Source organism: Dyella sp. 2YAF14 (assembly GCF_052114725.1).
In the GTDB taxonomy this organism is placed as follows: Bacteria; Pseudomonadota; Gammaproteobacteria; order Xanthomonadales; family Rhodanobacteraceae; genus Dyella.
In genome coordinates this window covers 30627-52735 of record NZ_JBFRFH010000015.1, presented here as the reverse complement: position 1 = coordinate 52735, position 22109 = coordinate 30627, and the positions used below count along the sequence as shown (strand labels likewise).

The following is a 22109-nucleotide window of genomic DNA, read 5'->3' as shown; positions in this document are numbered from 1 at the left end:
CGAAAGCCGCTCAGGGCTTGGGACGCTCGTCGTAACGCTCTTCGATGAAGTACAGCGGACGCTGTTTGCTCTCGGCATAGTTGCGCCCCAGGTACTCGCCGATCACGCCCAGTGCGAGCAGCTGCACGCCGCCCATGAACAGGATCACCACCATCAGGGACGGGTAGCCACGCACCGGATCGCCGAGCAGCATCGCCTTGCCGAACACCCAGATGCCAAACAGAAAGGCGAGCAGCGAGGCCAGTACGCCCGTCCAGGTGGCCAGCCGCAGGGGCGCGGTGGAGAACGAGGTGAAGCCTTCGACGGCCAGCTGCAGCAGGCGCCAATAATTCCATTTGCTGGCGCCGGCCTGGCGTGGCTCGCGCAGGTAATGGACGGCCGTCTGCCGATAGCCGATCCAGGTGAACAGCCCCTTCATGAAGCGCTGGCGCTCGCGCAGCTGGCGCAAGGCGTCCAGCGCGCGGCGCGACAGCAGGCGGAAATCGCCGGTGTCGCGCGGCACCTGGATATCGGAGACCTGTTCCATGCTGCGATAGAACAGGGCCGAGGTGAAACGCTTGAAGCCGGTATCGCCCTGGCGCGTGTTGCGCGTGGCATAGACCACATCGAAGCCCGCGTGCCAGCGCTCCACCAGCGAGGGAATCAGCTCCGGCGGGTCCTGCAGGTCGGCATCGATCACGACGGCGGCATCGGCGTCGACCTGATCCAGGCCGGCGGTCAGCGCCGCTTCCTTGCCGAAGTTGCGCGAGAGTTTGATCGCGCCGACGCGGGCGTCGCCGGCGGCCAGGGTGTTGATGAGTTCCCAGGTGGCGTCGGTACTGCCGTCGTCGACGTAAAGCACGTCGCAAGAGAACGGCAGTTCGTCCAGCACCTGGCTCAGGCGGAGGTGGAAGCTTGGCAGCACGGCTGCCTCGTTATAGGCCGGCACGACAACGGTTAGGCGTGACATGGCAGGCGCGACGATTCCCCGGAGAGTGGGCGCATGCTAGTGCACTGGCAGGTCGCGGGGCGAGCCTCAGTGTCGCCGCGTGTCGCGCGGGGGCTGTCGGCTTTGCAGGTAACCCGGGCCGCCCAGTTGCCCCATCTGCTGCTGGATCCAGTTCGCACGGCTCTGTACGTAAGGCGTGGGGCGATCCGCGTGGAAGCGTCGAGGGCTGGGCAGCACCGCGGCGAGGCGCGCCGCCTGCGCCGCGCCAAGGCGCGCCGGGGCCATATGAAAATACGCGTCGCTGGCCGCACCGACGCCGTAGATGCCATCGCCCAGCTCCGCGATGTTCATATACACCTCGAGAATGCGTTGCTTGGGCCAGGTCAGCTCGATCAGCACGGTGAAATATGCTTCCAGCCCCTTGCGGATGAAACTGCGCCCGTTCCACAGGAACAGGTTCTTGGCCGTCTGCTGGCTGATCGTGCTGGCGCCGCGCAGGCGACGGCCTTCATCGGCGGCATCAACGGCGGTCTGGATGGAGTCGAAATCAAAGCCATGGTGGTAGGGGAACTTCTGGTCCTCGCCGGCCACCATCGCTAGTGGCACATACGGCGACACCTGACTCCAGGGCACCCACCGATGCTGCAGGCGAAAGTCTTTCTCGCCATGGATGAGCGCGCCCAGCTGGCGCTCCATCATCACCGCCGAGGTCAAGGGCGGCACGAAGCGCAGCACCAGCACCACCAGCCAGCTCAGCGCCAGCCAGGAGATCGCAAGCAGCATCAGGGTGCGGAGCAGGCGGGCGGCGAACGGGCGTCGTGGATTCATGGCGGCGCTTGGACGGAATTGGCGGCAGTATAGGAGGCGCCAGCCCCTTCCCCGACAGCCCGTATCAAAGGTCGTTGTGCCTGGATGCAGGCGCCCCCATCTAGGGGGATTGCTCTTGAGAGGTCGATCCCGTGGAAACCGTGCTAGTCGAAGATGTACTGCATCGCTTCATGCTTGAGCGCGCCGGCGTGCGCGGCGTGCTCGTCCGTCTCGGCCCGGCCTGGCGCGAAGTTGCCGGCCGCGCCCACTATCCGGCGGCGCTGCGCTCGGTGCTCGGCCAGACCCTGGTCGCCAGCGCGCTGCTGACCGGCAACATCAAGCTTGATGGCGCGCTCTCGGTGGAATTGAAGAGCAGCGGCCCGCTGCGCCTGTTGTTCGCCGAGTGCACCGATCACGGCCGCCTGCGCGGCCTGGCGCGCTGGAACGATCCGCTGCCCGAAACGCTGGACCTGGCGGCGATGCCCGACGCCATCATGGCGATCACGATCGGCAATGCCGAGCGCGGCCAGCGCTACCAGGGCCTGGTCGACCTGCAGCATCCGGAGCTGGCCTCGGCGCTGGAAAATTATTTCAGCCAGTCCGAACAGCTGCCGGCACGCATCGTGCTGGCGGCCGATGGCGAGCATGCCGTGGGCCTGATGCTGCAGAAGCTGCCGGACGAAGGCGGCCACGACGCCGTGGAAGACGAAGACGCCTGGACGCGCATCCAGCATCTCACTGCCACGCTGGGCCAGCAGGAGCTGCTGTCCACGCCGCCGGAGCAGCTTTTGTATCGCCTCTACCACGAGGAGTCCGTGCGCCTGTTCGACCCACGCCCGCTGGCCTTCGGTTGCAGCTGCACGCGCGAGCGCGTGGAAGCGGTGCTGCGCTCGCTTGGCCGCGACGAAGTGGAAGCGGCGCTGGAAGCGCGCGAAGGCGAAATCGAAGTGATCTGCGAGTTCTGCGCGCAGCGCTATACCTTTGATCGCGTGGATGCGGAGCATCTGCTGAGTGTGACGCCGGCGGCGAGTGCGCCGCATACGGCACAGTAAACCTGCGGTGTCACAAAAGGGCCGGCAGCCGAAAGGCGCCGGCCTTTTCTTTTGCCCGTCATTCCGGCGCAGGCCGGAATCCAGTGGCGTGGGTATTTGGTTCTAGCGTTACGACAGCCTGCGTTGGAGGCTCCGCAAAAATCCATTGCATCGCAACTGGATTCCGGCCTGCGCCGGAATGACGATCAGGTGGAACCGAGGGAGAGAAGCGAAGGGTGCGAGGCCCTATGGCAACGCAAAATGATGCTCTCGCTGCAGCCACACCTCAGCCATCTTCGGCGTCGCAAACAGGAAGCCCTGGCCGAAGCGGCAGCCGATGCGCAGCAGTGCCTCGCGCTGGTCTTCTTCTTCGATGCCTTCGGCGATCACCTGCATCTGCAGCGAATTGGCCAGCGCCTGGATGGCGCGCACCACCGCGGCGCCGTGACCGCCTTCGCGCGGCAATTCCACGATAAAGGAGCGGTCGATCTTCAGCGTCTCGATCGGGTACTGGTGCAGATAGCTCAGCGACGAGTAACCCGTGCCGAAGTCATCCAGCGCGATGCTCACGCCATGACCGCGCAGATTGTCGAGCATGCGCTTCACCTGGACAGCGTTCTCCAGCAGCGCGCGCTCGGTCACCTCGACGCGCAGGCAGCGCGGCGGCAGGTGATGCGACTCGATCAGGTCGAGCAGGCGCTTGTCCAGGTCGAGCGAACGGAAGTGGCGACCGGACACGTTGATGCTGACGAAGCCATCGCTGCCCGCCAAGGCTTCGGCCTGCGCGCAGACCTGCTCGAAGATCTGCCAGTCGATGGCTTCCGAGCAGCCGCTTTCTTCGGCCACGGCAAGGAAATCGCCGGGCGTGAGCAGGCCGCGGTCCGGATGGCGCCACCGCAACAGCGCTTCATAGCCCACCGTGCGGCCGGTCTGCAGCGCCACGATGGGCTGGTAGAACGGCACGAATTCGTTGCGGCTCAGCGCGCGGCGCAGGTCGCCTTCCATTTCCAGCAGCGACAGAGCTTCGCGGCGCAGGCGATCGTCGAACACCGCGGCGCGATGGCGACCTTCGTCCTTGGCGCGATACATCGCCGCATCAGCGTCGCGCAGCAGCTCTTCCGGACGCTGGTAATGCGGGCTGGGCAGGGCGATGCCGATCGATGCCGAGGTGAAGATTTCCTTCGCGCCGAGGCGGAACGGCGTCTGCAATTCGTCGATGATGCGTTCGGCGATCAGCATCGCCATCTTCGGATCGGTGATGCCTTCGGCCAGCACGGCAAATTCGTCGCCGCCCAGGCGCGCCACCACGTCGCGCGTCTTCAAGCACGCGCGGATGCGGCCGCCGACCTGGAACAACAGATCGTCGCCGACCAGGTGGCCGACGGAATCGTTGATGACCTTGAAACGATCCAGGTCGATGAACAGCACCGCGAACAATTCCTGCGTGTCGCCGTGATAGCGCTGCAGGGCCTGCTCGAGGCGCTGCAGCAACAGCGTGCGATTGGGCAGGCCGGTCAGCGAATCGTGCAGGGTCTCGTACTTGAGGCGGCGCTCCACGCGCTCGCGCTCGGCAATCTGTTCGCGCAGGTCACGGTTGGCCAGCGCGAGGGCGCGCGTGCGCTCGGTGACGCGGCGCTCCAGGCTGGCATAGGCCTGCTTCAGCGATTCGGTGGTGTGCTTGCGTTGCAGCGCGTTGGCGACGTGGTAGCCCACGAAGGTGAGCAACTCCTGGTCGCGCACGTCGTAAGTATGTTCCGGCGAGTAGCTCTGCACGGCCAGCACGCCCATGGCGCGATCGCCCCAGACCAGCGGCACGCCCAGCCAGCACACCGAACGCGAACCACGATGGGTGATTTCGCCGCTCTGCTGCAGGCGATCGAATTCCGCCGGATCGGCCAGCAGTGGCTTGGCGTGGCGCAGCACGAATTCGGTGACGCCGCGGCCATGCGCGCGCGGCAGGCGCACGGTGTCGAATTCGTCGACGGAGTAGGGGAAGCTAAGGGTTTTCTGCTCTTCGTCCAGCAGCGCGATATAGAAGTTGCGCGCATAGAGCAGGCCGCCGATCACACGGTGAACGGCGGCATAGAAGTTGTCGATGCTTTCGGAAGCATTGGCCAGCTCCGCGATGCGGAACAGCGCCGCCTGCAGGCGCTCGCCACGCTGGCGCTGCAGCACCTGCTGGCGCAGCACGCGGTTGGCTTCGCGCAACGCCGCCGTGCGGCTGGAGACGCGGCGTTCGAGTTCTTCGTGCGCCTCGCGCCGTTCCAGCGCGGTCTGCACATGTTTGGCGACATAGCTGAGCAGTTCGCGGTCGTGCTCGCTGTAATGGGTGTCCTCGCGATAGCTCTGCATCACGATGCCGCCGACCACGCGACCGTCGCGCAGCAGCGGCACGCCCAGCCAGTGTTCGCACACCGGGCCCAGCAGCACGAAGCGTCCCTTGAACTGTTCGGTCAGCTCGGCCACCGAACCCATGATCGCCTGGCCGCCCTGCAGCAGATTCCAGGTGAGGCTGTAACGCATCTCCTGCAGCGGCACCGATTCGTCGGGCGAGGGCGGTTCCTTGTCCATCGTGTCGACGTAGTACGGAAAGCGCACCGTATCGGTCGCGGCGTCGTACAAGGCGATGTAGAAATTTTCCGCGTACATCAGGCTGCCGAGAATGGCGTGCAGCGAGTGCATCATCTCGGTCATGTTGTGCTCGGCGCCCGCCTGGTCGGCAATGGCGTAGAGCGCGCGCTGCAGACGCTCGGCCAGCGCCAGCCGCGAAATGGCTTCGTACAGGCGCGAGGTTTCCGCCAGCTGGCGCAGGCGGCAGGCCAGCAGCCGACCGATCCACGCCAGGTTCTCTCTCATCGGGTCCGAGATCGAACCCGTGGGCAAGGCCAGCACCAGCGAACGCAGGCCTTGCGGATCCTCCGCCAGATCCAGCTGGGTGATCTGCTCGTTCGGCGGCTCGGTGTCGCCCAGCAGGCGCCAGTGCAGGCGGCCTTCGATGCCCAGATCGCGCAGCATGACTTCGCAGATTTCCGCCACGCTCGCAGCATCAGCCGCGCGGAAGAGTCGCTCCACCGCGGCATGCATGGCTGCGACAGCGCTGTCCGCAGGCCATGAGGGCATTGTGCTGGAAGGGACCGATGTCATCAGTCGTGGGGCGATTCCGGGCATTGTCGACAGGAGAGGACTATATATCGCCTCCATTCAGCTTTGTCGCCGGGTCTGTAAACCGGGAACCTATTGGGTTGGCAGATGTCAAAAATTCGTGAGATGGGCCATACGGACTTGGTTCACAAACTGGGAATCTGGGTGTTAGCAAAAAGTAAAATGTGGTATCGTTAGGCCTAACTCGTCTCTGGGAGGGGGCGAATCCGTTCCTGCCTATCTGTATCGCGGGGGTTTCGCGTTTCATGCGTCGTCTGTTCTTGTCATTGCCACTGCTGTTGATGCCGCTGATCGCGGCAGGACAGACTGCGGCCAGTGATTCGTACAGCGCGGCCGGTCGCCTGCTCTCGCAGACGCCGGATCAGACCTCCCAGGCCGCTGCCAACGGCGTGCCCCTGTGGCGCGGCTCCGATGGCCGTTGGCTGGCGTTGCAGTCGAACAGCGACACGCTGGGTTCGGCGCAATTGGCCGATACGCCGCTGCAGTTCCGCGCGGTGGATTCGGCCACCGTGCAGTCTTCCGAATTCCGCTACGGCATCGCCCCCAACGTGCAGGCGCACGTGGGCGTGAGCGAGCACAACTGGGCGAACAACCAGGCGCCGCGCATCATCGGCAGCGAAGTGGGCGCAACGTATAACGATGGTCGCTATTCGCTCGGCCTGAGCGTGGGCACCGACAATGTGCAGGGCGCTGCCACGCTGCCGCGTCTGCTCCCCGGCGCCATGCCGGGTGTCAACGGCCTCTCCGGTTTCGACAGCAGCACCCAGGTCAATGCGCGTGGTCGCTTCGCCCTGGATGGCAAGAGCGGCATCGATCTGGGCGCCAGCGTCGGCCGTGTGCGTCTGCTGCCTGGCAACGTGCTGGGCGTGAATGCACTCGACCAGAAAGCGGTGAGTTTTGGCGTCGATCGCGGTCCGCTGAGCGGCAGCATCGTGGGTCGTACCATGGCGCCGGAAGCGGGTGTGCCCGGTGGCGCCGGCTACAACCCGGATCGTCGCTGGAACAGCATTGACCTGGGCGTGACCTGGCGTCTGCCGTGGCAGGGCCAGCTGAGCATCGGCGCGCAGAATCTGTGGTCGTCGGGCAATGCCATCAATACGCCGGCGGGCCCGGAACCTGACCAGTCGCGCACGCCGTACGTGCAGTACCACCAGGATCTCTGATTCAAGCCGTCGACCATCGGTTGAACGCGCAAAGAAAACGCCGGGCTTGCCCGGCGTTTTTCGTTGCTGCCAGTCGGTGATCAATCCTGCCGGCGGATGCGCAGGTCGCCGCTGAAGGTTTCGACATTCATCTTGGCGCCGCCCGCACCCGCCGTGGCTTCCAGCTCGCTGCCGGGGCCGTGCTCGGGTTTCTTCACCGTGCCGAAGTCGCTGCGCAGGTCGCCGCTGAAGGTGGAGGCCTTGATGATCGCCGACAGGTTGGACGGCACCTGGATCTGCACGTCGCCGCTCATGCTGTCGACGTCATAGCTGCCATTGGGCGCGACGCCGCCGGCCAGCTGCACATCGCCCGAGACCGTGCTCAGGTTGAGCCTGCGCCACGGACCACCGCTGACATGGATGCGGCCGGAGACCGTCTGCAGGTTGGCCTCGGTGCCCACGTTCGGCGCGAGGATGTCGCCGCTCACCGTCTGCAACGCCACCTTGTCCGCGCTGCCGGCCAGCTCCAGGCTGCCGCTCACGGCGTCGGCATCGACGCTGGGCGAGCGGGCATTGATGCGCGCCTTGCCGCTGACCGTGTTGACCTTGATGCTGCCGCCGTCGATGCCGTCGATGTTCATCGGCGCGCTCACCACGTCGACATCGAGCGAGGCGCCCTTGGGCACGCGCACATCCAGCGTGGTGGAACCCATCGAGCTGTCGCTGCCCCAGCTGAACAGGCCGGACTTGCCCTGCGGTTCGACCTTGATACTCAAGCTGCTGTTGCTGCCTTCGATGGCCAGCGGCTTGGCGCCGTCGCCGAGTCGGCCGGTGACTTGCACCTGGTTGCGATCCCAGGCGCTCACGGTCACGGCGCCCTTGACGTTGCTGATGCTCACATGCGCGTTGGGCAACGCGTCGTGGCTGAGGTTGATGGGCGTGTCGGCCAGGGCCTGGCCGATCGACAGGCTGAGCAGGAGTGGGATGACGCGTGCGGTTTTCATGGTGAAGGCTCCGCTGGACTCAACCAGCCTGGTGTTCCATCTGTCGCAGCTGCGACTGTTGTTTCTGGGTGCGCATCAGCAGTCGCTGCAGCGCCGGTGAGTCGGGCGCCTGTTCGATGGCCTGGCGCAGTTCCATGTTGGCGGCATCCAGTTCCACCGCCGCGCCGGCAAGGCGCGGATCGTTCGGACGCCAGCGGCTCACGTCCGGCGTGGTGGACGCCGTGGCATTGGCCAGCGTGCGATCGCGCAGGTGCACCGCAAGACTGCCGGCAAACAGCGACAAGCCGACGAAGCTGGCGGCGATCAGCCAGTTTTGCGGCTGGCGCCATGCGCGTCGTGCAGTGGGCACGACCGTGCTGGTATCGGCTGCATCGAGTGCAGCGTCGATCCCGGACCACAGATCGCGACGTGGAGTAACCGGTTCGCGCAGGGCGCGTGTCTGGCGCAGCCATTCAAATTCGTTCATGAGCGTTCTCCCAAAACTTTCCGCAGCAGGCCGCGGGCGCGATGCAATTGCGCCTTGGACGAACCCACTGCCATGCCGAGTTCGGCACCGATCTCCTCGTGTCGCCAACCTTCCACGTCGTGCAGCACCAGCACGGCGCGCGCCCGTGGCGGCAGTTTGCCAATGGCACGTTCCAGTTCGTCGCGTTCGGCGGCGCAGAACGGCGTTTCACCGTGATCGGGGATCAGTTCCTCGTCCATCATGGTGACCGGGTCCGAACCGCGCGACCTGATATCCATCAACGCGACATTCACCGCCAGGCGATACAACCAGGTACTAAACGCACTATCGCCGCGAAAGCCGGACAGTTTCTGCCAGGCGCGGATGAAAGCTTCCTGGGTGAGATCCTCGGCGCGGGCGTGGTCGTAGCCGGCCAGGCGCAAGATGGCGCCGTAGATGCGGTCCACATGCGCCCGATAGAGCCGCTGGAAAGCCGCACGATCGCCACTCGCCGCCGCCTGGACGTCGTCCATGTCATGAGACTCCGCGGCGGGCGCTGGCGGCGGCATGGTGGTTCCGGTGGCGGGGCAGGCAGCAATCATCTTGCCAGCTTGGATGCACCGGCGCGCAGCAAGGTTTAGAGCCCTTGGGCGAGGAGAGGGTCAGCCTGCCTCAGTAGCAAGAGATCCTCGCCGGCCGCGTCGGGCCGGCGAGGGGGAGGGCGTCAGGAGGCGACGGCCGCGCGCGGCGGGACAGCCGCATCGTTGAGCGCCTTGGCGACGCGCTGTTGTTCGGCATGCAGCTCGTGCGGCATGCGCTGGCCGAAGCTCTCCAGGTACTCGCCGATGGCGGCGAGTTCGGCGGTCCAGCCGGCCTGGTCCACTTCGAACAAGGTGTCGACCGTGGCGCGGTCGAGCTGGAGGTCGTCGAGCTTGATCTCGCCAGCCTTCGGCAGCGTGCCGATCGGCGTGTGGTTGCCCGCGGCGCGGCCTTCCACGCGATCGATCATCCACTGCAGCACGCGCAGGTTGTCGCCGAAGCCCGGCCACAGGAAGCGGCCGTCCTCGCCCTTGCGGAACCAGTTGACGTGGAAAATCTTCGGCAGCTTGGCGCCCGGCTGGTCAAACGAAAGCCAGTGACGGAAGTAGTCGCCGTAGTGATAGCCGGCGAACGGCTTCATGGCCATCGAGTCGCGGCGCAGCACGCCGACGGCGCCGGTGGCGGCGGCGGTGGTTTCCGAGCCCATGGCGGCGCCGACAAGCACACCGTGCTTCCAGTCCTTCGCCTCGAACACCAGGGGGATCAGTGAAGGACGGCGACCGCCGAACACGATGGCGCTGATCGGCACGCCCTGCGCATCCTCTGCGCGCGGCGACCAGGTCGGGCACTGCCTGGCGCTGACGGTGAAGCGCGAATTGGGATGCGCGGCCGGGCCGTTCGCCGGGTCATACGGACGCCCCTGCCAGTCGGTGACCGGCGTGCCTGGCAAGCCTTCCCACCACGGCTGGTTGTCGGCGGTGACGGCGACGTTGGTGAAGATGGTGTCGCGCGCAATCGTCGACAGCGCATTGGGATTGGTGGCGTCGCTGGTGCCCGGGGCCACGCCGAAATAACCGGCTTCCGGGTTGATCGCGTACAGACGTCCATCCGCACCCGGGCGCATCCAGCAGATGTCGTCGCCCACCGTCCACACCTTCCAGCCGTCCTGGCGGTAAGCCTCCGGCGGAATCAGCATGGCGAGGTTGGTCTTGCCGCAGGCGGACGGGAACGCGGCGGCGATGTAATGCGTTTCGCCCTGTGGGTTTTCGATGCCCACGATCAGCATGTGTTCGGCCAGCCAGCCCTCGGACTTGGCCTGGTAGCTGGCGATGCGCAGCGCGTGGCACTTCTTGCCGAGCAATGCATTGCCGCCGTAGCCCGAGCCGTAGGACTTGATGGTCAGCTCTTCGGGGAAGTGCATGATAAAGCGGCGCTCGGGATCGAGTTCGCCAGTGGAGTGCAGCCCCTTCACGAACGTGCCTTCGCGCTCGATGCGCGCCTGTGCGGCGGCGCCCATGCGCGTCATGGTGCGCATGTTGGCGACCACGTAGGGGCTATCGGTGATCTCAACGCCGCAACGGGCGAGCGGGGAGTCGATCGGGCCCATGCAGTAGGGAATCACATACATGGTGCGGCCTTCCATGCAACCGTCGAACAGCGCGTCCATCTTGGCGTGCGCATCGGCCGGGGCCATCCAGTGATTGTTCGGGCCGGCGTCGACCTCGTCCTTGGTGCACACAAAGGTGAGGTGCTCGACGCGGGCCACGTCGGAGGGGCTCGAGCGATGCAGGTAGCAGCCCGGATGGGTCTCCTGGTTCAACTCGATCAAGTCGCCGGTGCCCAGCATGTGCTGCACCAGCTGCTGGTACTCGGAGTCCGAGCCGTCGCACCAATGGATCTTTGCCGGACGGGTCAGCGCCGCGACCTCATCAACCCAGCGCTGCAGCGCTGCCAGCTTGCTCGACATCGTTTCCTCACTCTGGTCTTGAGCTAAAAAAGAACAGAAACGGTAACTTACGTGCACTGGCATGGCAAGGCATGGCGCAGCAAAAGCCAACTGGGCGCACCCCTAATTCGCTGCCAGACCCGATAGTTACAGGTGTAACTGCAGACCACTTTGCCAGCTGGACTACCAGTGGTTGGCAACATAAAAAAACGCCGCCCGAGGGCGGCGTTCGTGCGAGCGATGGTGCCTGGCCGAGGGTCAGGCCGGCGTGAGGGTGCGGATCATGTGCTCCACGTACGCATCGAACTCGTCATGGCTGATGCGCGGCAGGCCCAGCGTAAAGTTGAGCTGGAGGAAGCCCACATAGGCGGCATAAGTCAGCCGGGCGCGATTGAGCGCTTCTTCCGGCACCAGGCCGGCCTCGCTGTAAATGGTGGTGAGGAATTCCATGCGGCGCTGCGAAACGCGCGCCATCACCGGCACCACCTGCGGGTGATCCAGCGCCTTGAGCAACGCGGCATACACGCGGTGCGGTGCGATTTCATGCGCCACGCGGCGGAACAATTCGGGCAGGCGCGCGCGGGGATCGGGCATGGCCTCGATCTGGCTGATCACCTCTTTCTCGCCGTATTGCTCCCAGCGTTCCAGCGCCGCCTGCAGCAGCGCCTCGCGGGTACGGAAATGCCAGTAGAAGCTGCCCTTGGTGACGCCCAGCTGGCGTGCCAGCGCCTCGACGGCGAGTGCGCCAACGCCTTGGTCGGCGATCAGCCGGAGGGCGGCGTCTTCCCAATCCTCGGCGGACAGGCGGGTGCGTTCGGGTTTGGCGCTTGCATTCATACGCGTATGGTAGCCCCTGCGGGCCGCTTTGCAATTGGCGTCCGGGCAAGTCGTTGAATCGACGGAAACTCCGCGTTGCCGCAGCGCATATTGACGCAGCCATTTGTTGCAATCCATACTCATGCGTATGGTATCGACAACCCCGACCCAGAAATCCAGTAACTACGTCACGGCCGTCGACGGCCTGACGCTGGCTATCGATATTCGCCAGCCCACCGGCCATCCCACGCTGCTCTTCGCACACGGCTTCGGCCAGACGCGCGGCGCGTGGTGCACCACTGCCGAAGCGCTGGCGGACGAAGGCTTCCGCTGCGTCACCTTCGATGCGCGCGGCCATGGCGAGAGCGGCCACGTGGCGGGCGGCGATTACCACATGGAGCAATTCATCGGCGACCTGCGCCTGCTGGCGCACGCCGAGCTGAGCAAGCCGATCCTGGTCGGCGCGTCGATGGGCGGCCTGCTCGGGTTGGTGATCGCCGGCGAGATTGATCCGGAGGCGTTTCGCGCACTCGTGCTGGTCGACATCACGCCGCGTTGGGAAACCAAGGGCGTGGAACGCATCCTGGCCTTCATGCAGGCCCATCCCGACGGCTTCGAAAACTATGCGCAGGCGGCGGACGAAATCGCTAGGTACATGCCGCATCGCGCCGAGCGCAAAACCGAAGATCAACTGCGCCCCCTGCTGCGCGAAGGCGACGACGGTCGCCTGCGCTGGCATTGGGATCCGGCCCTGCTCAACGGATTGGTGAGCGAGAGCGAACGTTACCAGCCGCGCCTGATGTCGGCGGCGGCCAAGGTGCGCGTGCCGGTGTTGTTGTTGTCGGGCGGTCGCAGCGATGTCGTTTCGCGCGACACCGTCGATGAATTCCTGCAGCTGGTGCCGCATGCCGAGCATGTGGAGCTGCCGCGCGCCACACACATGGTCGCCGGCGACGCCAACGACGCATTCACCCGCGAGATCGCACGATTCGTGGGCCAGCTTTCTTCTACCGATCGCAGCGATGCGGTCACCGCCTGAATCCATGTTCCACCAAGACGTCATGCGTAACGAGGTGTTTGAATGTCCGTGATACTGACTTTGCTGGCGGCGCTGATTGCCACTGGCGCCTGTGCCTACCACCGCAGCAGTCTGCGCACGTGGGCGATTGCCACGGTGATCACGACCGTCGTGGTCGGCCTGGTTGCCGGCGCGCCGTGGACGACTTTCGTCCTGGTGGTGATCGAACTGGCGATCGCCGTGCCGCTGCTGATGGACGGTTTCCGCCGCAAGCAGATCAGCACGCCGCTGCTGAAGATGTTCGCCAAGGTCACGCCCAAGCTTTCCGAAACCGAACAGACGGCGCTTGAAGCAGGCACGGTCGGTTTCGAAGGCGAGCTGTTCTCGGGCAAGCCCGACTGGCATGAGCTGCTCAAGCAGCCCAAGCCGGAGTTGAGCGTGGAAGAACAGGCCTATCTCGACGGTCCCGTGGAAGAACTCTGCGGCATGATCGACGACTGGCAGATCACCCACGAGCTGGCCGACCTGCCGCCGGAAGTCTGGGCCTTCATCAAGAAGCACAAGTTCTTCGGCATGATCATTCCCAAGTCGTATGGCGGCCTGGGCTTCTCGGCGCTGGCGCACTCGGCGGTGCTGCAGAAGCTCGCGACTATGTCGGCCACGGTGGCATCGACGGTGGCCGTGCCCAATTCGCTGGGCCCGGCGGAACTGCTGCTGCACTACGGCAGCGACGAGCAGAAGAACCACTACCTGCCGCGCCTCGCGGTGGGCGAAGAAATTCCGTGTTTCGCGCTCACCGGCCCGTATGCCGGTTCCGATGCCACCTCGATCACCGACTTCGGTGTGGTCTGCAAGCAGGTGGTGGATGGGGTCGAAACGCTGGGCATGAAGCTCACCTTCGACAAGCGCTACATCACGCTGGCGCCGATCGCCACGGTAGTGGGTCTGGCCTTCCGTCTGTACGACCCGGAGAAACTGCTGGGCGACAAGGAAGACCTCGGCATCACGCTGGCGTTGCTGCCGCGTTCCACGCCGGGCCTGGAAATCGGTCGCCGTCACTTCCCCCTCAACGTGCCGTTCCAGAATGGTCCGCTGCACGGCAAGGACGTGTTCGTGCCGATGTCGGTGCTGATCGGCGGCCCGCATATGGCCGGCCATGGCTGGCGGATGCTGGTGGAATGTCTCTCGGTGGGTCGTGCCATTTCGCTGCCGTCCAATGCCACCGGCGGCGTGCGCGCTGCCGTTGCTGCGACGGGTGCCTATGCGCGCATGCGCAAGCAGTTCGGTCTTTCGATTGCACGCTTCGAAGGCGTGGAAGAAGCACTCGCCCGCATCGGTGGCCTGACATACGCGACGGCCGCTTTGTCGCGTGCCACCGCAGCCGCAGTGGATCGCGGCGAGAAGCCGGCGGTGCCGTCGGCGATCGCCAAGTACCACGCCACCGAGTGGGGCCGCATCATCGCCGGTGATGCGATGGACGTGCACGGCGGCAAGGCCGTGCAGCTGGGTCCGAAGAACTACGCCGGCCGCGCCTGGCAGGGCGTGCCCATCGCGATCACGGTGGAAGGCGCCAACATCATGACGCGCAGCCTGATGATCTTCGGTCAGGGCGCCATCCGCTGCCATCCTTATGTGTTGAAGGAAATGCAGGCGCTGTCGATTCCGGACTACGGCGATCGCCTCAAGGCGTTCGATCGCGCGTTGTTCGGTCATATCGGTTTCGGCATCTCCAACGCCGTGCGTTCGCTTACGCTGGGCCTCACCGGATCGCGCATCGGCGACACCGCGGGCGACGCCTATGTGCGTCGCTACTACCGCAAGCTCAACCGTTACTCGGCGGCGCTCGCGCTGTGTGCCGATACCTTCATGGGCGTGCTGGGCGGCAAGTTGAAGTTCAAGGAAAAGCTGTCCGCCCGCCTGGGTGACGTGTTGAGCTATCTCTACATCGCCAGCGCCATGCTCAAGCGTTATGAGGACACTGGCCGTCCGGAAGCCGATCGTCCGCTGTTGGCATGGGCGTTCCACGAGTGCATGTGGCGCATCCAGACCTCGCTCGACGGCGCCATCCGCAACTTCCCGGTGCGCCCGGTGTCCTGGCTGCTGCGTGCGCTGGTGTTCCCATGGGGACGCCGCGAAGTGCCGCCGTCCGATCGCCTGGGCCGCCGCGTCGCCGCCATCATCACGGCGCCGGGCGAGGCGCGTGATCGCCTGATCGAGTGGACCTATCTCACGCCGACCGCCAACAACACCATCGGCCGGATGAACGCACTGCTGCCCGACGTGATCGCGGCCGAGCCGGTGGAACGCAAGTTCGGCAAGGCGCAGAAGGCCGGCCAGTTCAAGTCGCACGACTTCGTGGGGCAGCTGGTCGAAGCGATGCAGGCGGGCGTGATCAATGCCGCCGAATTCGAACTGCTCAAGCGCGTGCGCGAGGGCGTGTTCGAGTTCATTTCGGTAGACGACTTCGATCCGTCCGAACTCCGTGCCGCGGTGACGCGCGCCGACCGCAACAAGAAGCTGGCCGACGCGGCCTGACGTTGCCGGCCGCCATGCCTGTTCACGCAAGCATGGCGGCAATCCATCGACACACGAAAGGGCAGCGCCGCCGCGTTGCCCGCGAGGGAGGTTTGGCATGAACCAGGCACTGTCGCTGTATCGTCGGTTGGTCACACTGCCCGGTGGCCGCTGGCTCTATGGCCGCCTGATCTGTTTGAAGGCGCCTTACTTCGCCACGATCGCTCCTCAGTTCCGCGCACTGGAACCGGGGCTCTGCGAAGTGGCGATCCGCGATCGCCGCCGCGTGCACAACCATATCGGCACCGTGCACGCGATTGCCCTATGCAATGCCGCCGAACTCACCGCGGGCATGATGACCGACGTGACCATCCCGTCGAGCATGCGCTGGATTCCCAAGGGCATGACGGTGGAATACCTGGCCAAGGCCACGGGCACCCTGGTGGCGCAGGCCAGGCCGGAATCGCCGGCGCGCGAGGCGACCAGCGGTTATGCGTGGCCGGCGCTGGTAAGCGTGCGCAACGAAGCGGGCGACGAAGTCTTCCGCGCGCGCATCGACATGTGGGTGTCGCCGCGCAAGTCGTGAATCAAGGCGACATCACGCAGCAATTCTTGCCGCTGTCCTTGGCCTGATAGAGCGCGCGATCGGCGGACTGGATCAGATCCTCGTCGGCCTGTCCGTCGCCCTTCCACAGGGTCACGCCAATACTTGCGCTGACCTGCGCGTTGAACGGGCCGTGGCGCCCCTCAAGCGGGTAGGGAGCGGCGAGCGCGTTGCCGATGTCCTGGCAGCGGCGCATGAGCAAATCCACGTCAGCCACGTCTTCCAGGATCAACGCAAACTCATCGCCTCCGAGGCGCGCGACCGTGTCGTTGCTGCGCACCTGATCGCTGAGTCGTTCCGCAATGGCTTTCAGCAGGGCATCGCCCGCCGGGTGGCCGTGGTTGTCGTTGACGCCCTTGAAGCCATCAATGTCGAGCATGGCCAATGCGAAGCAGGGCCCGTGCCGCGGTACGCGTTGCATGGCGGTGAGCAGGCGGTCGTGGAACAGCGTGCGATTGGGCAGGCCGGTGAGTGTGTCGTGGGTGGCCTGGTGGCGGATCTGCGCTTCGATGCGCCGGCGTTCTGAAATTTCCGTGTTGAGCTGCTCGTTGCGCTCCTCCAGTTCGGCCAGCGTCGACTTAAGCGCCGCTCGCGCGCGGTACAGCTCGAGGAAAACGCGCACCTTGGACTGCAGGATCATGTCGTTGATCGGCTTGGCGATGTAATCCACCGCGCCAAAGTGATAGCCGCGCACGCGATTGATGTCGTCGGCATAGGCCGCCGTGACGAAGATGATCGGCGTCTCGCGCAGACGTTCATCCTCGCCGATCAGGAAGGCCACCTCAAAGCCGTCCATCTCCGGCATGTTCACGTCGAGCAGGATCAGCGCGAACTCATGGTCCAGGCACAACGCGAGCGCTGCGTTGCCGTTGTCGGCCTCGTACAGCTGTGCGCCGCTGTCGGCAAGCAGGTGGCGCATGGCGACGAGGTTGGCGGGGGTATCGTCGACGACGAGGATCTTTGGGGCTGGCAGGTTCATGGCAGGCATAGACGGTTGAGCAGCGGCGCGATCGCCGCCAGTGGAAGGCAATGGTCCGCGCCGGCGCGTTCGAGCGCGGCGGCGGGCATGGTCGCAACGTCGGCATCGGCCGGATCCTGCACGACGGCAATCCCCCCGGCCTGCCGTACATGCAGCAGTCCATCGGCGCCATCGCTGTTGGCGCCGGTAAGCACGATGCCGATCAGCGACTCGCGATACGCCTCGGCAGCTGATTCAAACAGCACGTCGATGGATGGGCGGGCAAAGCTCACGCGCTGATCCACCGACAACGAAAAACGTCGACTTGCTTCGACCAGCAAGTGATAGCCGCTTGGCGCCACATGGATCACGCCGCCGCGCATGGGCGCGCGCTCGCGCGCCTCCTCCACCGGCAGCGTGGCGTGCTTGGCCAACAATTCACACAACAGATCCACCGTGGCCGAACCGGTGTGGCAGCACACGGCAATCGGTTGGGGCAGGGCCGGATCGATCCCTGCGAACAGCTGCTCCAGCGCGGTGAGACCGCCCGCCGAACAACCGATCACAATGGCCTGCGGCATGGCCATGTCATTCCTTGCCCGTGCCGCGCGAGCCGAGGCGATAGATGCGGCGTGCGGCATCCACCGGCGTGAAGTCGGCGGCTGAAGGCGCGAAATCCAGGCTTTCGCGCGTGCCCAGGCAGAGGAAGCCGCCGCGCACCAGGCTGTCGCGGAACAGCGCCAGCGTCCTGTCCTGCAGCGAGTCCGAAAAGTAGATCAGCACGTTGCGACACAGCACCAGATGCGCTTCGCAGAACACTTCGTCGGTAACCAGGTTGTGGTTGGCGAAGGTCACGTTGCGGCGCAGGCGCTGGTCGAGCTTGATCAGCTCGTAGCGTGCGCTGTAATAGTCGGCCAGCGTGTGACTGCCGCCCGCGGCGAGATAGTTGCGCGACCAAAGCTGTGCCTCGCGCGACGGGTAAATGCCTTCCTGCGCGTGCCTGAGCGCGGCCTCGTTGAAGTCTGTGGCATAGATCTGTGTGCGGTCGTACAGGCCGGCTTCCTCGAGCAGGATGGCCAGTGAGTAGACCTCCTGTCCATGCGCGCAGCCAGCCTGCCAGATGTTGATCTGCGGATAGCTGGCAAGCACGGGAAACACCTGTTCGCGCAGCGCGAGGAAGACATCCGGGTCGCGGAACATCTCCGATACCGGCACCGACAGTCCTTCGAGCACAGCGGGCAGGAAATCCTTCTCGTGCAGCACGCGGGTGGTCAGCGCGCTCACCGTATCGGCGTGCTGCGCATGGGCCAGCTGCAGCACGCGCCGCTTCAGCGAGGCCGGCGCGTACTGGGTGAAGTCGTAGCCGTGACGCAGCTTGAGCGCGCGCACGAACAGCTCGATCTCGATATCTTCGAGTGCCGTGTCGACCACTTTCGCCTTTTCGGCCCGCTTGCTCATCGATGCAGCCACACGTGCATCATCGAGGACAGCTTGTCGATGTCGATCGGCTTGGACAGGTAATCGTTGGCGCCCGCTTCAAGGCATTTCTCGCGATCGCCGCGCATCGCCTTGGCCGTCAGCGCGATGATCGGCAATTTGGCCAGCTGCGGCTGCGCACGGATCTCGCGGATGGTGTCGTAGCCGTCCATCACCGGCATCATCACGTCCATCAGCACCAGCTCGATGTCGCTGTTGTCGGTCAGGGCCTTGAGTGCCTTCAGGCCATCCTGCGCCATCGTCACATGCATGCCCCAGCCACGCAGCACCTTGGACAGCGCGAACAAGTTACGCATGTCGTCATCCACCAGCAGCACCTTGCGGTGGATCAACTCGTTCGCATCGGTCAGCGCGGGCGAGGGCGAAGCTGCCCTCGCTTTGGCGCCAACAGCGGCCTGTCGCGCGCGGCCACCCTGGATGCTGTGCAGGAACAGGCTCACTTCATCCAGCAGGCGCTCCGGCGACCGTGCGCCTTTGATCACGATGCTGTCGGTGTATTGGCGCAGCTTCAGGCTCTCTTCCCGACTCAGCTCGCGGCCGGAATAGACCACAACCGGCGGAATGCTGCCCGCGGCGGAGAGCTGCTCGAGAAACTCGATGCCCGAAATGCCCGGCAGGCCCAGATCCAGCACGATGCAGTCGTAGGTGGTGTCGCGCATGCGCTCGAGCGCTTCTTCGGCGCTGCCGGCCTCCTCGATGCTGACGTCGTCGTTGCGCAACAGAGTGCGCATGGCCGCGCGAGAATCGGCGTCGTCGTCGACGATCAGCAGGTGGCGCATGTGGCCTTCGGCAAAATGCAGCAGGCGATCGAAGGCCTCGCCGATCGCCTCGCGGCTGACCGGCTTGGTGAGAAAGCCCACGGCGCCCAGGTCGCGGCCGCGGTTGGCTTCGTCCACCGCGGAAATGAAATGAACGGGGACGTGCCGCGTGGCGGTGTTTTCCTTCAGGCGCTCGATCACCGTCCAGCCGTCCATGCCCGGCAGCATCACGTCGAGCAGGATGCCGGTGGGGCTGTGCTTTGCCGCCAGTTGCAGGCCCGATTCGCCATCGGCGGCGGCCAGCACGCGATAGCCCTTACGACGGACCATGTCGGCGAGGATGCGCGCGAACACCGGATCGTCCTCGATGATGAGGATGGCAGTGTCGCCCGGCATCACGCTGGCGCGATCGTCTTCGATGGTTTCCGGCAGCAGCGCCTGAGTCATCGTGGGTCGGATTGGGCTGGGCGCTGCCACGCTGCTGGAGGGTGCCGTGATGGGGACGCCGGAGGGCCCTTCCAGCGGCAGCAAGATCGTGAAGGTGCTGCCGTGCCCGACCTCGCTGTGCAGCACGATGTCGCCATCGAGCAGTTCGGCGATGCGCTTGGAAATGGTCAGGCCCAGGCCGGTGCCGCCGTACTGACGGCTGGTGCTGGCGTCGACCTGTTCGAACGCCTGGAAAATCTTCTGCGCTTTATCCGGCGGAATACCGATCCCGGTGTCGGTCACGGCGATGGCGATCACATCCTTGCCCTGCATGCCCGGCGGCAGGCTGATGGCCGCCGAGGGGCGCCCGATATGCGCCGTGACCGAACCCTGGTGGGTGAACTTGAAGGCATTGCCGATAAGGTTGTTGGCGATCTGCTCGAGCTTGGTCGCGTCCGTGCGTAGCGTGGTCGGCAGACCAGCATCGATCTTCACGATGAAGTCGATCTGCTTGTCCTGCGCCACATGGTTGAAGGTGCGCTTGAGCGCGCGTTCAAGGTCGGCCAGCGGGAAATCGTCCAGTACGACGTCCATCTTGCCGGCCTCGACCTTGGACAGATCGAGGATGTCGTTGATCAGGCGCAGCAGGTTGCTGCCCGAGTCGTGGATGATGCGCGCCGATTCGACCTGCTCCCCATCAAGGTTGCCCTCGCGGTTGTCGGCAAGACTGCGCGACAGAATCAGCAGGCTGTTGAGCGGCGTGCGCAACTCGTGCGACATGTTGGCGAGGAATTCGGATTTGTACTGGCTGGCGCGGGCCAGTTCCTCTGCCTTCTCCTGCGTTTCGCGCTGCAAGGTTTCCAGCACGTGTTTCTGCTGGTTGAGCGTGTCGGTCTTCTGGCGCAGTTCTTCGTTGGATGCCTGAAGTTCTTCCGTTTGCACGCGCAGTTCTTCTTCCGACGCGAGCAGGCGCTGGGATTGCTCCTGCAGCTCGTGGGTCTTGGCGTTGAGTTCTTCGTTGGTGACCTGAAGATCCTGCTGTTGGCGGCGCAGCGTTTCCTCCGAAGCGCGCAGCTCGTCGGCCTGCTCGCTGGTGCGCTTGAGCAAGTCCTGCGTGCGAATGGCGCGGCCCAGGTTCTCCAGCGACAGCGACGCAATCGGCAGCAGTTCGTTCAAGAGGCGCTGCTGGGGTTCGCTGAAATGGTGAAAGCTGGCCAGTTCCAGCACACCGAGCAGTTTGTCCCGCAGGATCAGCGGCAGCACGCTGATGGTGTTCGGCGACGCCTCCCCGCTGCCGGAATGGATGCGCACGTAATCGTCGGGCACGTCCTGCAGCGTGATCGGCTTGCGTTCCAGCGCGCTCTGGCCGACCAGTCCTTCACCCAGCGCGTATTCGGTGCTCAGGTGGCGACGCTGCTGGTAGCCGTAGCTGCCCTGCAGGCGCAATCGCTGATCCTGCTCGTCAAAACGATAGAACACGCCCACGCCGCATTCGAGCAGCGGTCCCAGCGTGCCAGTGAGCTGCTCGGCGAAGTCGCGTTCGGTCTCCACTTTCTGCAGGTCGCTGGCGATCTGCGAAACCTGCGTCTTCACCCAGGTCTGCGCCGCGGTTTCGATCGCCATCTGCTTGAACACCTGCAGGGCCCGGGCGATCTCGCCGATTTCGTCGCGACGTTCCAGCTGGCGTATTTCCACGCTGTGATCGTGGCTGGCCAGACGCGTCATCAGATCCGTCATGCGGCGAATCGGGCGCGTGATCAGGCGGAACGTCATGTACACCACCGAGCCGCCGAGCAGCAGGCTGAGCAGCATGGTGATCCAGGTAACGGCGCGTACTTCCCTCACGTCGCGCTGTTGCGTGGCTTCGCGCTGGTCCAGCAGGGCGGCCTCGGTATCGTCCATCTGCTTGAGTACGCCGAGGATGTCGGCCACGAAGACGGTGCGGTGCGCGAGGTAGCTGGTCTGCACACGCACGCGTTCCATCGCCGCTTCGGTGGCGTCGTTGGCACGGATCGCCTGCATCGGCTCGATGCCGTTGGCCAGTGCGTCCTTCTGCCATTGGTCCGCCATCGATTCGATACGGTCGATGCGGCCTTGCTGCAGCGGGTTGTCGCTCGTCAGGGTGCGCAGCTCGCTCAGGTCCCGGGCGAGCGCCGCGTCGGCCTGCTGGTGCGCCGCCAGCTCAGAGCCTTGCGGGTTGAGCAGGAAACCGCGCAGCGCCATCTGGCTGGCCTGCAGTTGTTCGGTCACGTCGTCGATCTTGGCGCGCACGTCGTAGGTGTGCCGCGACCAGTGCGTACTGACGTCCTGCCGCGACAACGACTGCAAGCTGACGACGCTGCAGATCACGAACAGCAACACGAGGGTGCCGATCGCGACCAGGATTTTCTGCTGCATCGGCTGGTGGGCCAGCCAGGAATAGCGGTTTTTCGGGGCGGCCATACGTCTTCACAATGGGCAAGGCCTGGCAGTCCTGCCAGGCCGGGGCGGTTCCCTTCAGGGTATCCGCAGATT

Annotated in this window: 17 protein-coding genes; 5 read left to right on the top strand and 12 right to left on the bottom strand. The window is 65.0% G+C overall.

The window, feature by feature from the left end; all coding sequences use genetic code 11:
* Positions 1–10: 10 nt before the first annotated feature.
* The gene (locus tag AB4Y82_RS17575) at positions 11–949 is read right to left on the bottom strand and encodes a glycosyltransferase family 2 protein (protein ID WP_441604974.1); all 939 of its coding nucleotides are present in this window, start codon (positions 947–949) and stop codon (positions 11–13) included.
* A gap of 66 nt (positions 950–1015) precedes the next feature.
* Positions 1016–1756 (bottom strand): monofunctional biosynthetic peptidoglycan transglycosylase, encoded by a 741-nt coding sequence (mtgA, locus tag AB4Y82_RS17570; protein WP_441604973.1) that lies wholly within the window; start codon positions 1754–1756, stop codon positions 1016–1018.
* Between the two features lie 131 nt (positions 1757–1887).
* Between mtgA and hslO the strand changes: the two genes are divergently transcribed.
* Positions 1888–2787: an Hsp33 family molecular chaperone HslO gene (gene hslO, locus AB4Y82_RS17565; RefSeq protein ID WP_441604972.1), complete on the top strand. Its 900-nt coding sequence runs from the start codon at positions 1888–1890 to the stop codon at positions 2785–2787.
* 225 nt (positions 2788–3012) lie between these two features.
* Here hslO and AB4Y82_RS17560 read toward each other — a convergent pair whose 3' ends face one another.
* Entirely contained in the window at positions 3013–5850 is a 2838-nt protein-coding gene (locus AB4Y82_RS17560) for an EAL domain-containing protein (protein ID WP_441604971.1), read from the bottom strand.
* A 323-nt stretch (positions 5851–6173) separates the two neighbouring features.
* Between AB4Y82_RS17560 and AB4Y82_RS17555 the strand changes: the two genes are divergently transcribed.
* On the top strand, positions 6174–7091 hold the full coding sequence (locus tag AB4Y82_RS17555; protein WP_441604970.1) for a hypothetical protein: 918 nt from the start codon (positions 6174–6176) through the stop codon (positions 7089–7091).
* A gap of 80 nt (positions 7092–7171) precedes the next feature.
* Here AB4Y82_RS17555 and AB4Y82_RS17550 read toward each other — a convergent pair whose 3' ends face one another.
* From AB4Y82_RS17550 to AB4Y82_RS17530, 5 genes are all read right to left on the bottom strand, one after another.
* Positions 7172–8074 (bottom strand): DUF4097 family beta strand repeat-containing protein, encoded by a 903-nt coding sequence (locus AB4Y82_RS17550; protein WP_441604968.1) that lies wholly within the window; start codon positions 8072–8074, stop codon positions 7172–7174.
* A 19-nt stretch (positions 8075–8093) separates the two neighbouring features.
* Positions 8094–8540, bottom strand: a complete 447-nt coding sequence (locus tag AB4Y82_RS17545) for a hypothetical protein (protein ID WP_441604967.1) — start codon at positions 8538–8540, stop codon at positions 8094–8096.
* Positions 8537–9088: a sigma-70 family RNA polymerase sigma factor gene (locus tag AB4Y82_RS17540; protein ID WP_121877918.1), complete on the bottom strand. Its 552-nt coding sequence runs from the start codon at positions 9086–9088 to the stop codon at positions 8537–8539. The genes AB4Y82_RS17545 and AB4Y82_RS17540 overlap by 4 nt, the downstream gene beginning before the upstream one ends.
* Positions 9089–9243: 155 nt before the next feature.
* Positions 9244–11088: a phosphoenolpyruvate carboxykinase (GTP) gene (locus tag AB4Y82_RS17535; RefSeq protein WP_441604966.1), complete on the bottom strand. Its 1845-nt coding sequence runs from the start codon at positions 11086–11088 to the stop codon at positions 9244–9246.
* A gap of 174 nt (positions 11089–11262) precedes the next feature.
* Positions 11263–11841, bottom strand: coding sequence for a TetR/AcrR family transcriptional regulator (locus AB4Y82_RS17530; RefSeq protein WP_441604965.1), 579 nt, complete (start codon positions 11839–11841; stop codon positions 11263–11265).
* A 127-nt stretch (positions 11842–11968) separates the two neighbouring features.
* Between AB4Y82_RS17530 and AB4Y82_RS17525 the strand changes: the two genes are divergently transcribed.
* From AB4Y82_RS17525 to AB4Y82_RS17515, 3 genes are all read left to right on the top strand, one after another.
* The gene (locus AB4Y82_RS17525; protein WP_441604995.1) at positions 11969–12859 is read left to right on the top strand and encodes an alpha/beta fold hydrolase; all 891 of its coding nucleotides are present in this window, start codon (positions 11969–11971) and stop codon (positions 12857–12859) included.
* A gap of 42 nt (positions 12860–12901) precedes the next feature.
* A complete protein-coding gene (locus tag AB4Y82_RS17520) occupies positions 12902–15373 on the top strand; it encodes an acyl-CoA dehydrogenase (protein ID WP_441604964.1) in 2472 nt (823 codons plus the stop codon).
* A 97-nt stretch (positions 15374–15470) separates the two neighbouring features.
* Complete coding sequence (locus AB4Y82_RS17515) at positions 15471–15938, top strand: hotdog fold domain-containing protein (protein ID WP_441604963.1); 468 nt, start codon at positions 15471–15473, stop codon at positions 15936–15938.
* A 1-nt stretch (position 15939) separates the two neighbouring features.
* Here AB4Y82_RS17515 and AB4Y82_RS17510 read toward each other — a convergent pair whose 3' ends face one another.
* From AB4Y82_RS17510 to AB4Y82_RS17495, 4 genes are read right to left on the bottom strand one after another with little or no spacing between them, the layout of a single operon-like run.
* Positions 15940–16935, bottom strand: a complete 996-nt coding sequence (locus AB4Y82_RS17510; protein ID WP_441604962.1) for a diguanylate cyclase domain-containing protein — start codon at positions 16933–16935, stop codon at positions 15940–15942.
* Positions 16932–17495, bottom strand: a complete 564-nt coding sequence (locus AB4Y82_RS17505) for a chemotaxis protein CheB (protein WP_441604961.1) — start codon at positions 17493–17495, stop codon at positions 16932–16934. The genes AB4Y82_RS17510 and AB4Y82_RS17505 overlap by 4 nt, the downstream gene beginning before the upstream one ends.
* A gap of 7 nt (positions 17496–17502) precedes the next feature.
* Positions 17503–18372, bottom strand: a complete 870-nt coding sequence (locus AB4Y82_RS17500) for a CheR family methyltransferase (protein ID WP_441604960.1) — start codon at positions 18370–18372, stop codon at positions 17503–17505.
* Positions 18369–22037, bottom strand: a complete 3669-nt coding sequence (locus tag AB4Y82_RS17495; protein WP_441604959.1) for a response regulator — start codon at positions 22035–22037, stop codon at positions 18369–18371. Before AB4Y82_RS17495 ends, AB4Y82_RS17500 begins: the two co-directional genes overlap by 4 nt.
* Between the last annotated feature and the right edge of the window lie 72 nt (positions 22038–22109).

What these genes read in the sequence shown, in the direction of transcription:
- AB4Y82_RS17575 (WP_441604974.1), bottom strand. Translation starts at nt 949, where the DNA reads ATGTCACGCCTAACCGTTGTCGTGCCGGCCTATAACGAGGCAGCCGTG.
- mtgA (WP_441604973.1), bottom strand. Translation starts at nt 1,756, where the DNA reads ATGAATCCACGACGCCCGTTCGCCGCCCGCCTGCTCCGCACCCTGATG.
- AB4Y82_RS17560 (WP_441604971.1), bottom strand. Translation starts at nt 5,850, where the DNA reads ATGCATGCCGCGGTGGAGCGACTCTTCCGCGCGGCTGATGCTGCGAGC.
- AB4Y82_RS17555 (WP_441604970.1), top strand. Translation starts at nt 6,174, where the DNA reads ATGCGTCGTCTGTTCTTGTCATTGCCACTGCTGTTGATGCCGCTGATC.
- AB4Y82_RS17550 (WP_441604968.1), bottom strand. Translation starts at nt 8,074, where the DNA reads ATGAAAACCGCACGCGTCATCCCACTCCTGCTCAGCCTGTCGATCGGC.
- AB4Y82_RS17545 (WP_441604967.1), bottom strand. Translation starts at nt 8,540, where the DNA reads ATGAACGAATTTGAATGGCTGCGCCAGACACGCGCCCTGCGCGAACCG.
- AB4Y82_RS17540 (WP_121877918.1), bottom strand. Translation starts at nt 9,088, where the DNA reads ATGCCGCCGCCAGCGCCCGCCGCGGAGTCTCATGACATGGACGACGTC.
- AB4Y82_RS17535 (WP_441604966.1), bottom strand. Translation starts at nt 11,088, where the DNA reads ATGCCAGTGCACGTAAGTTACCGTTTCTGTTCTTTTTTAGCTCAAGAC.
- AB4Y82_RS17530 (WP_441604965.1), bottom strand. Translation starts at nt 11,841, where the DNA reads ATGAATGCAAGCGCCAAACCCGAACGCACCCGCCTGTCCGCCGAGGAT.
- AB4Y82_RS17525 (WP_441604995.1), top strand. Translation starts at nt 11,969, where the DNA reads ATGGTATCGACAACCCCGACCCAGAAATCCAGTAACTACGTCACGGCC.
- AB4Y82_RS17520 (WP_441604964.1), top strand. Translation starts at nt 12,902, where the DNA reads ATGTCCGTGATACTGACTTTGCTGGCGGCGCTGATTGCCACTGGCGCC.
- AB4Y82_RS17515 (WP_441604963.1), top strand. Translation starts at nt 15,471, where the DNA reads ATGAACCAGGCACTGTCGCTGTATCGTCGGTTGGTCACACTGCCCGGT.
- AB4Y82_RS17510 (WP_441604962.1), bottom strand. Translation starts at nt 16,935, where the DNA reads ATGAACCTGCCAGCCCCAAAGATCCTCGTCGTCGACGATACCCCCGCC.
- AB4Y82_RS17505 (WP_441604961.1), bottom strand. Translation starts at nt 17,495, where the DNA reads ATGCCGCAGGCCATTGTGATCGGTTGTTCGGCGGGCGGTCTCACCGCG.
- AB4Y82_RS17500 (WP_441604960.1), bottom strand. Translation starts at nt 18,372, where the DNA reads ATGAGCAAGCGGGCCGAAAAGGCGAAAGTGGTCGACACGGCACTCGAA.
- AB4Y82_RS17495 (WP_441604959.1), bottom strand. Translation starts at nt 22,037, where the DNA reads ATGGCCGCCCCGAAAAACCGCTATTCCTGGCTGGCCCACCAGCCGATG.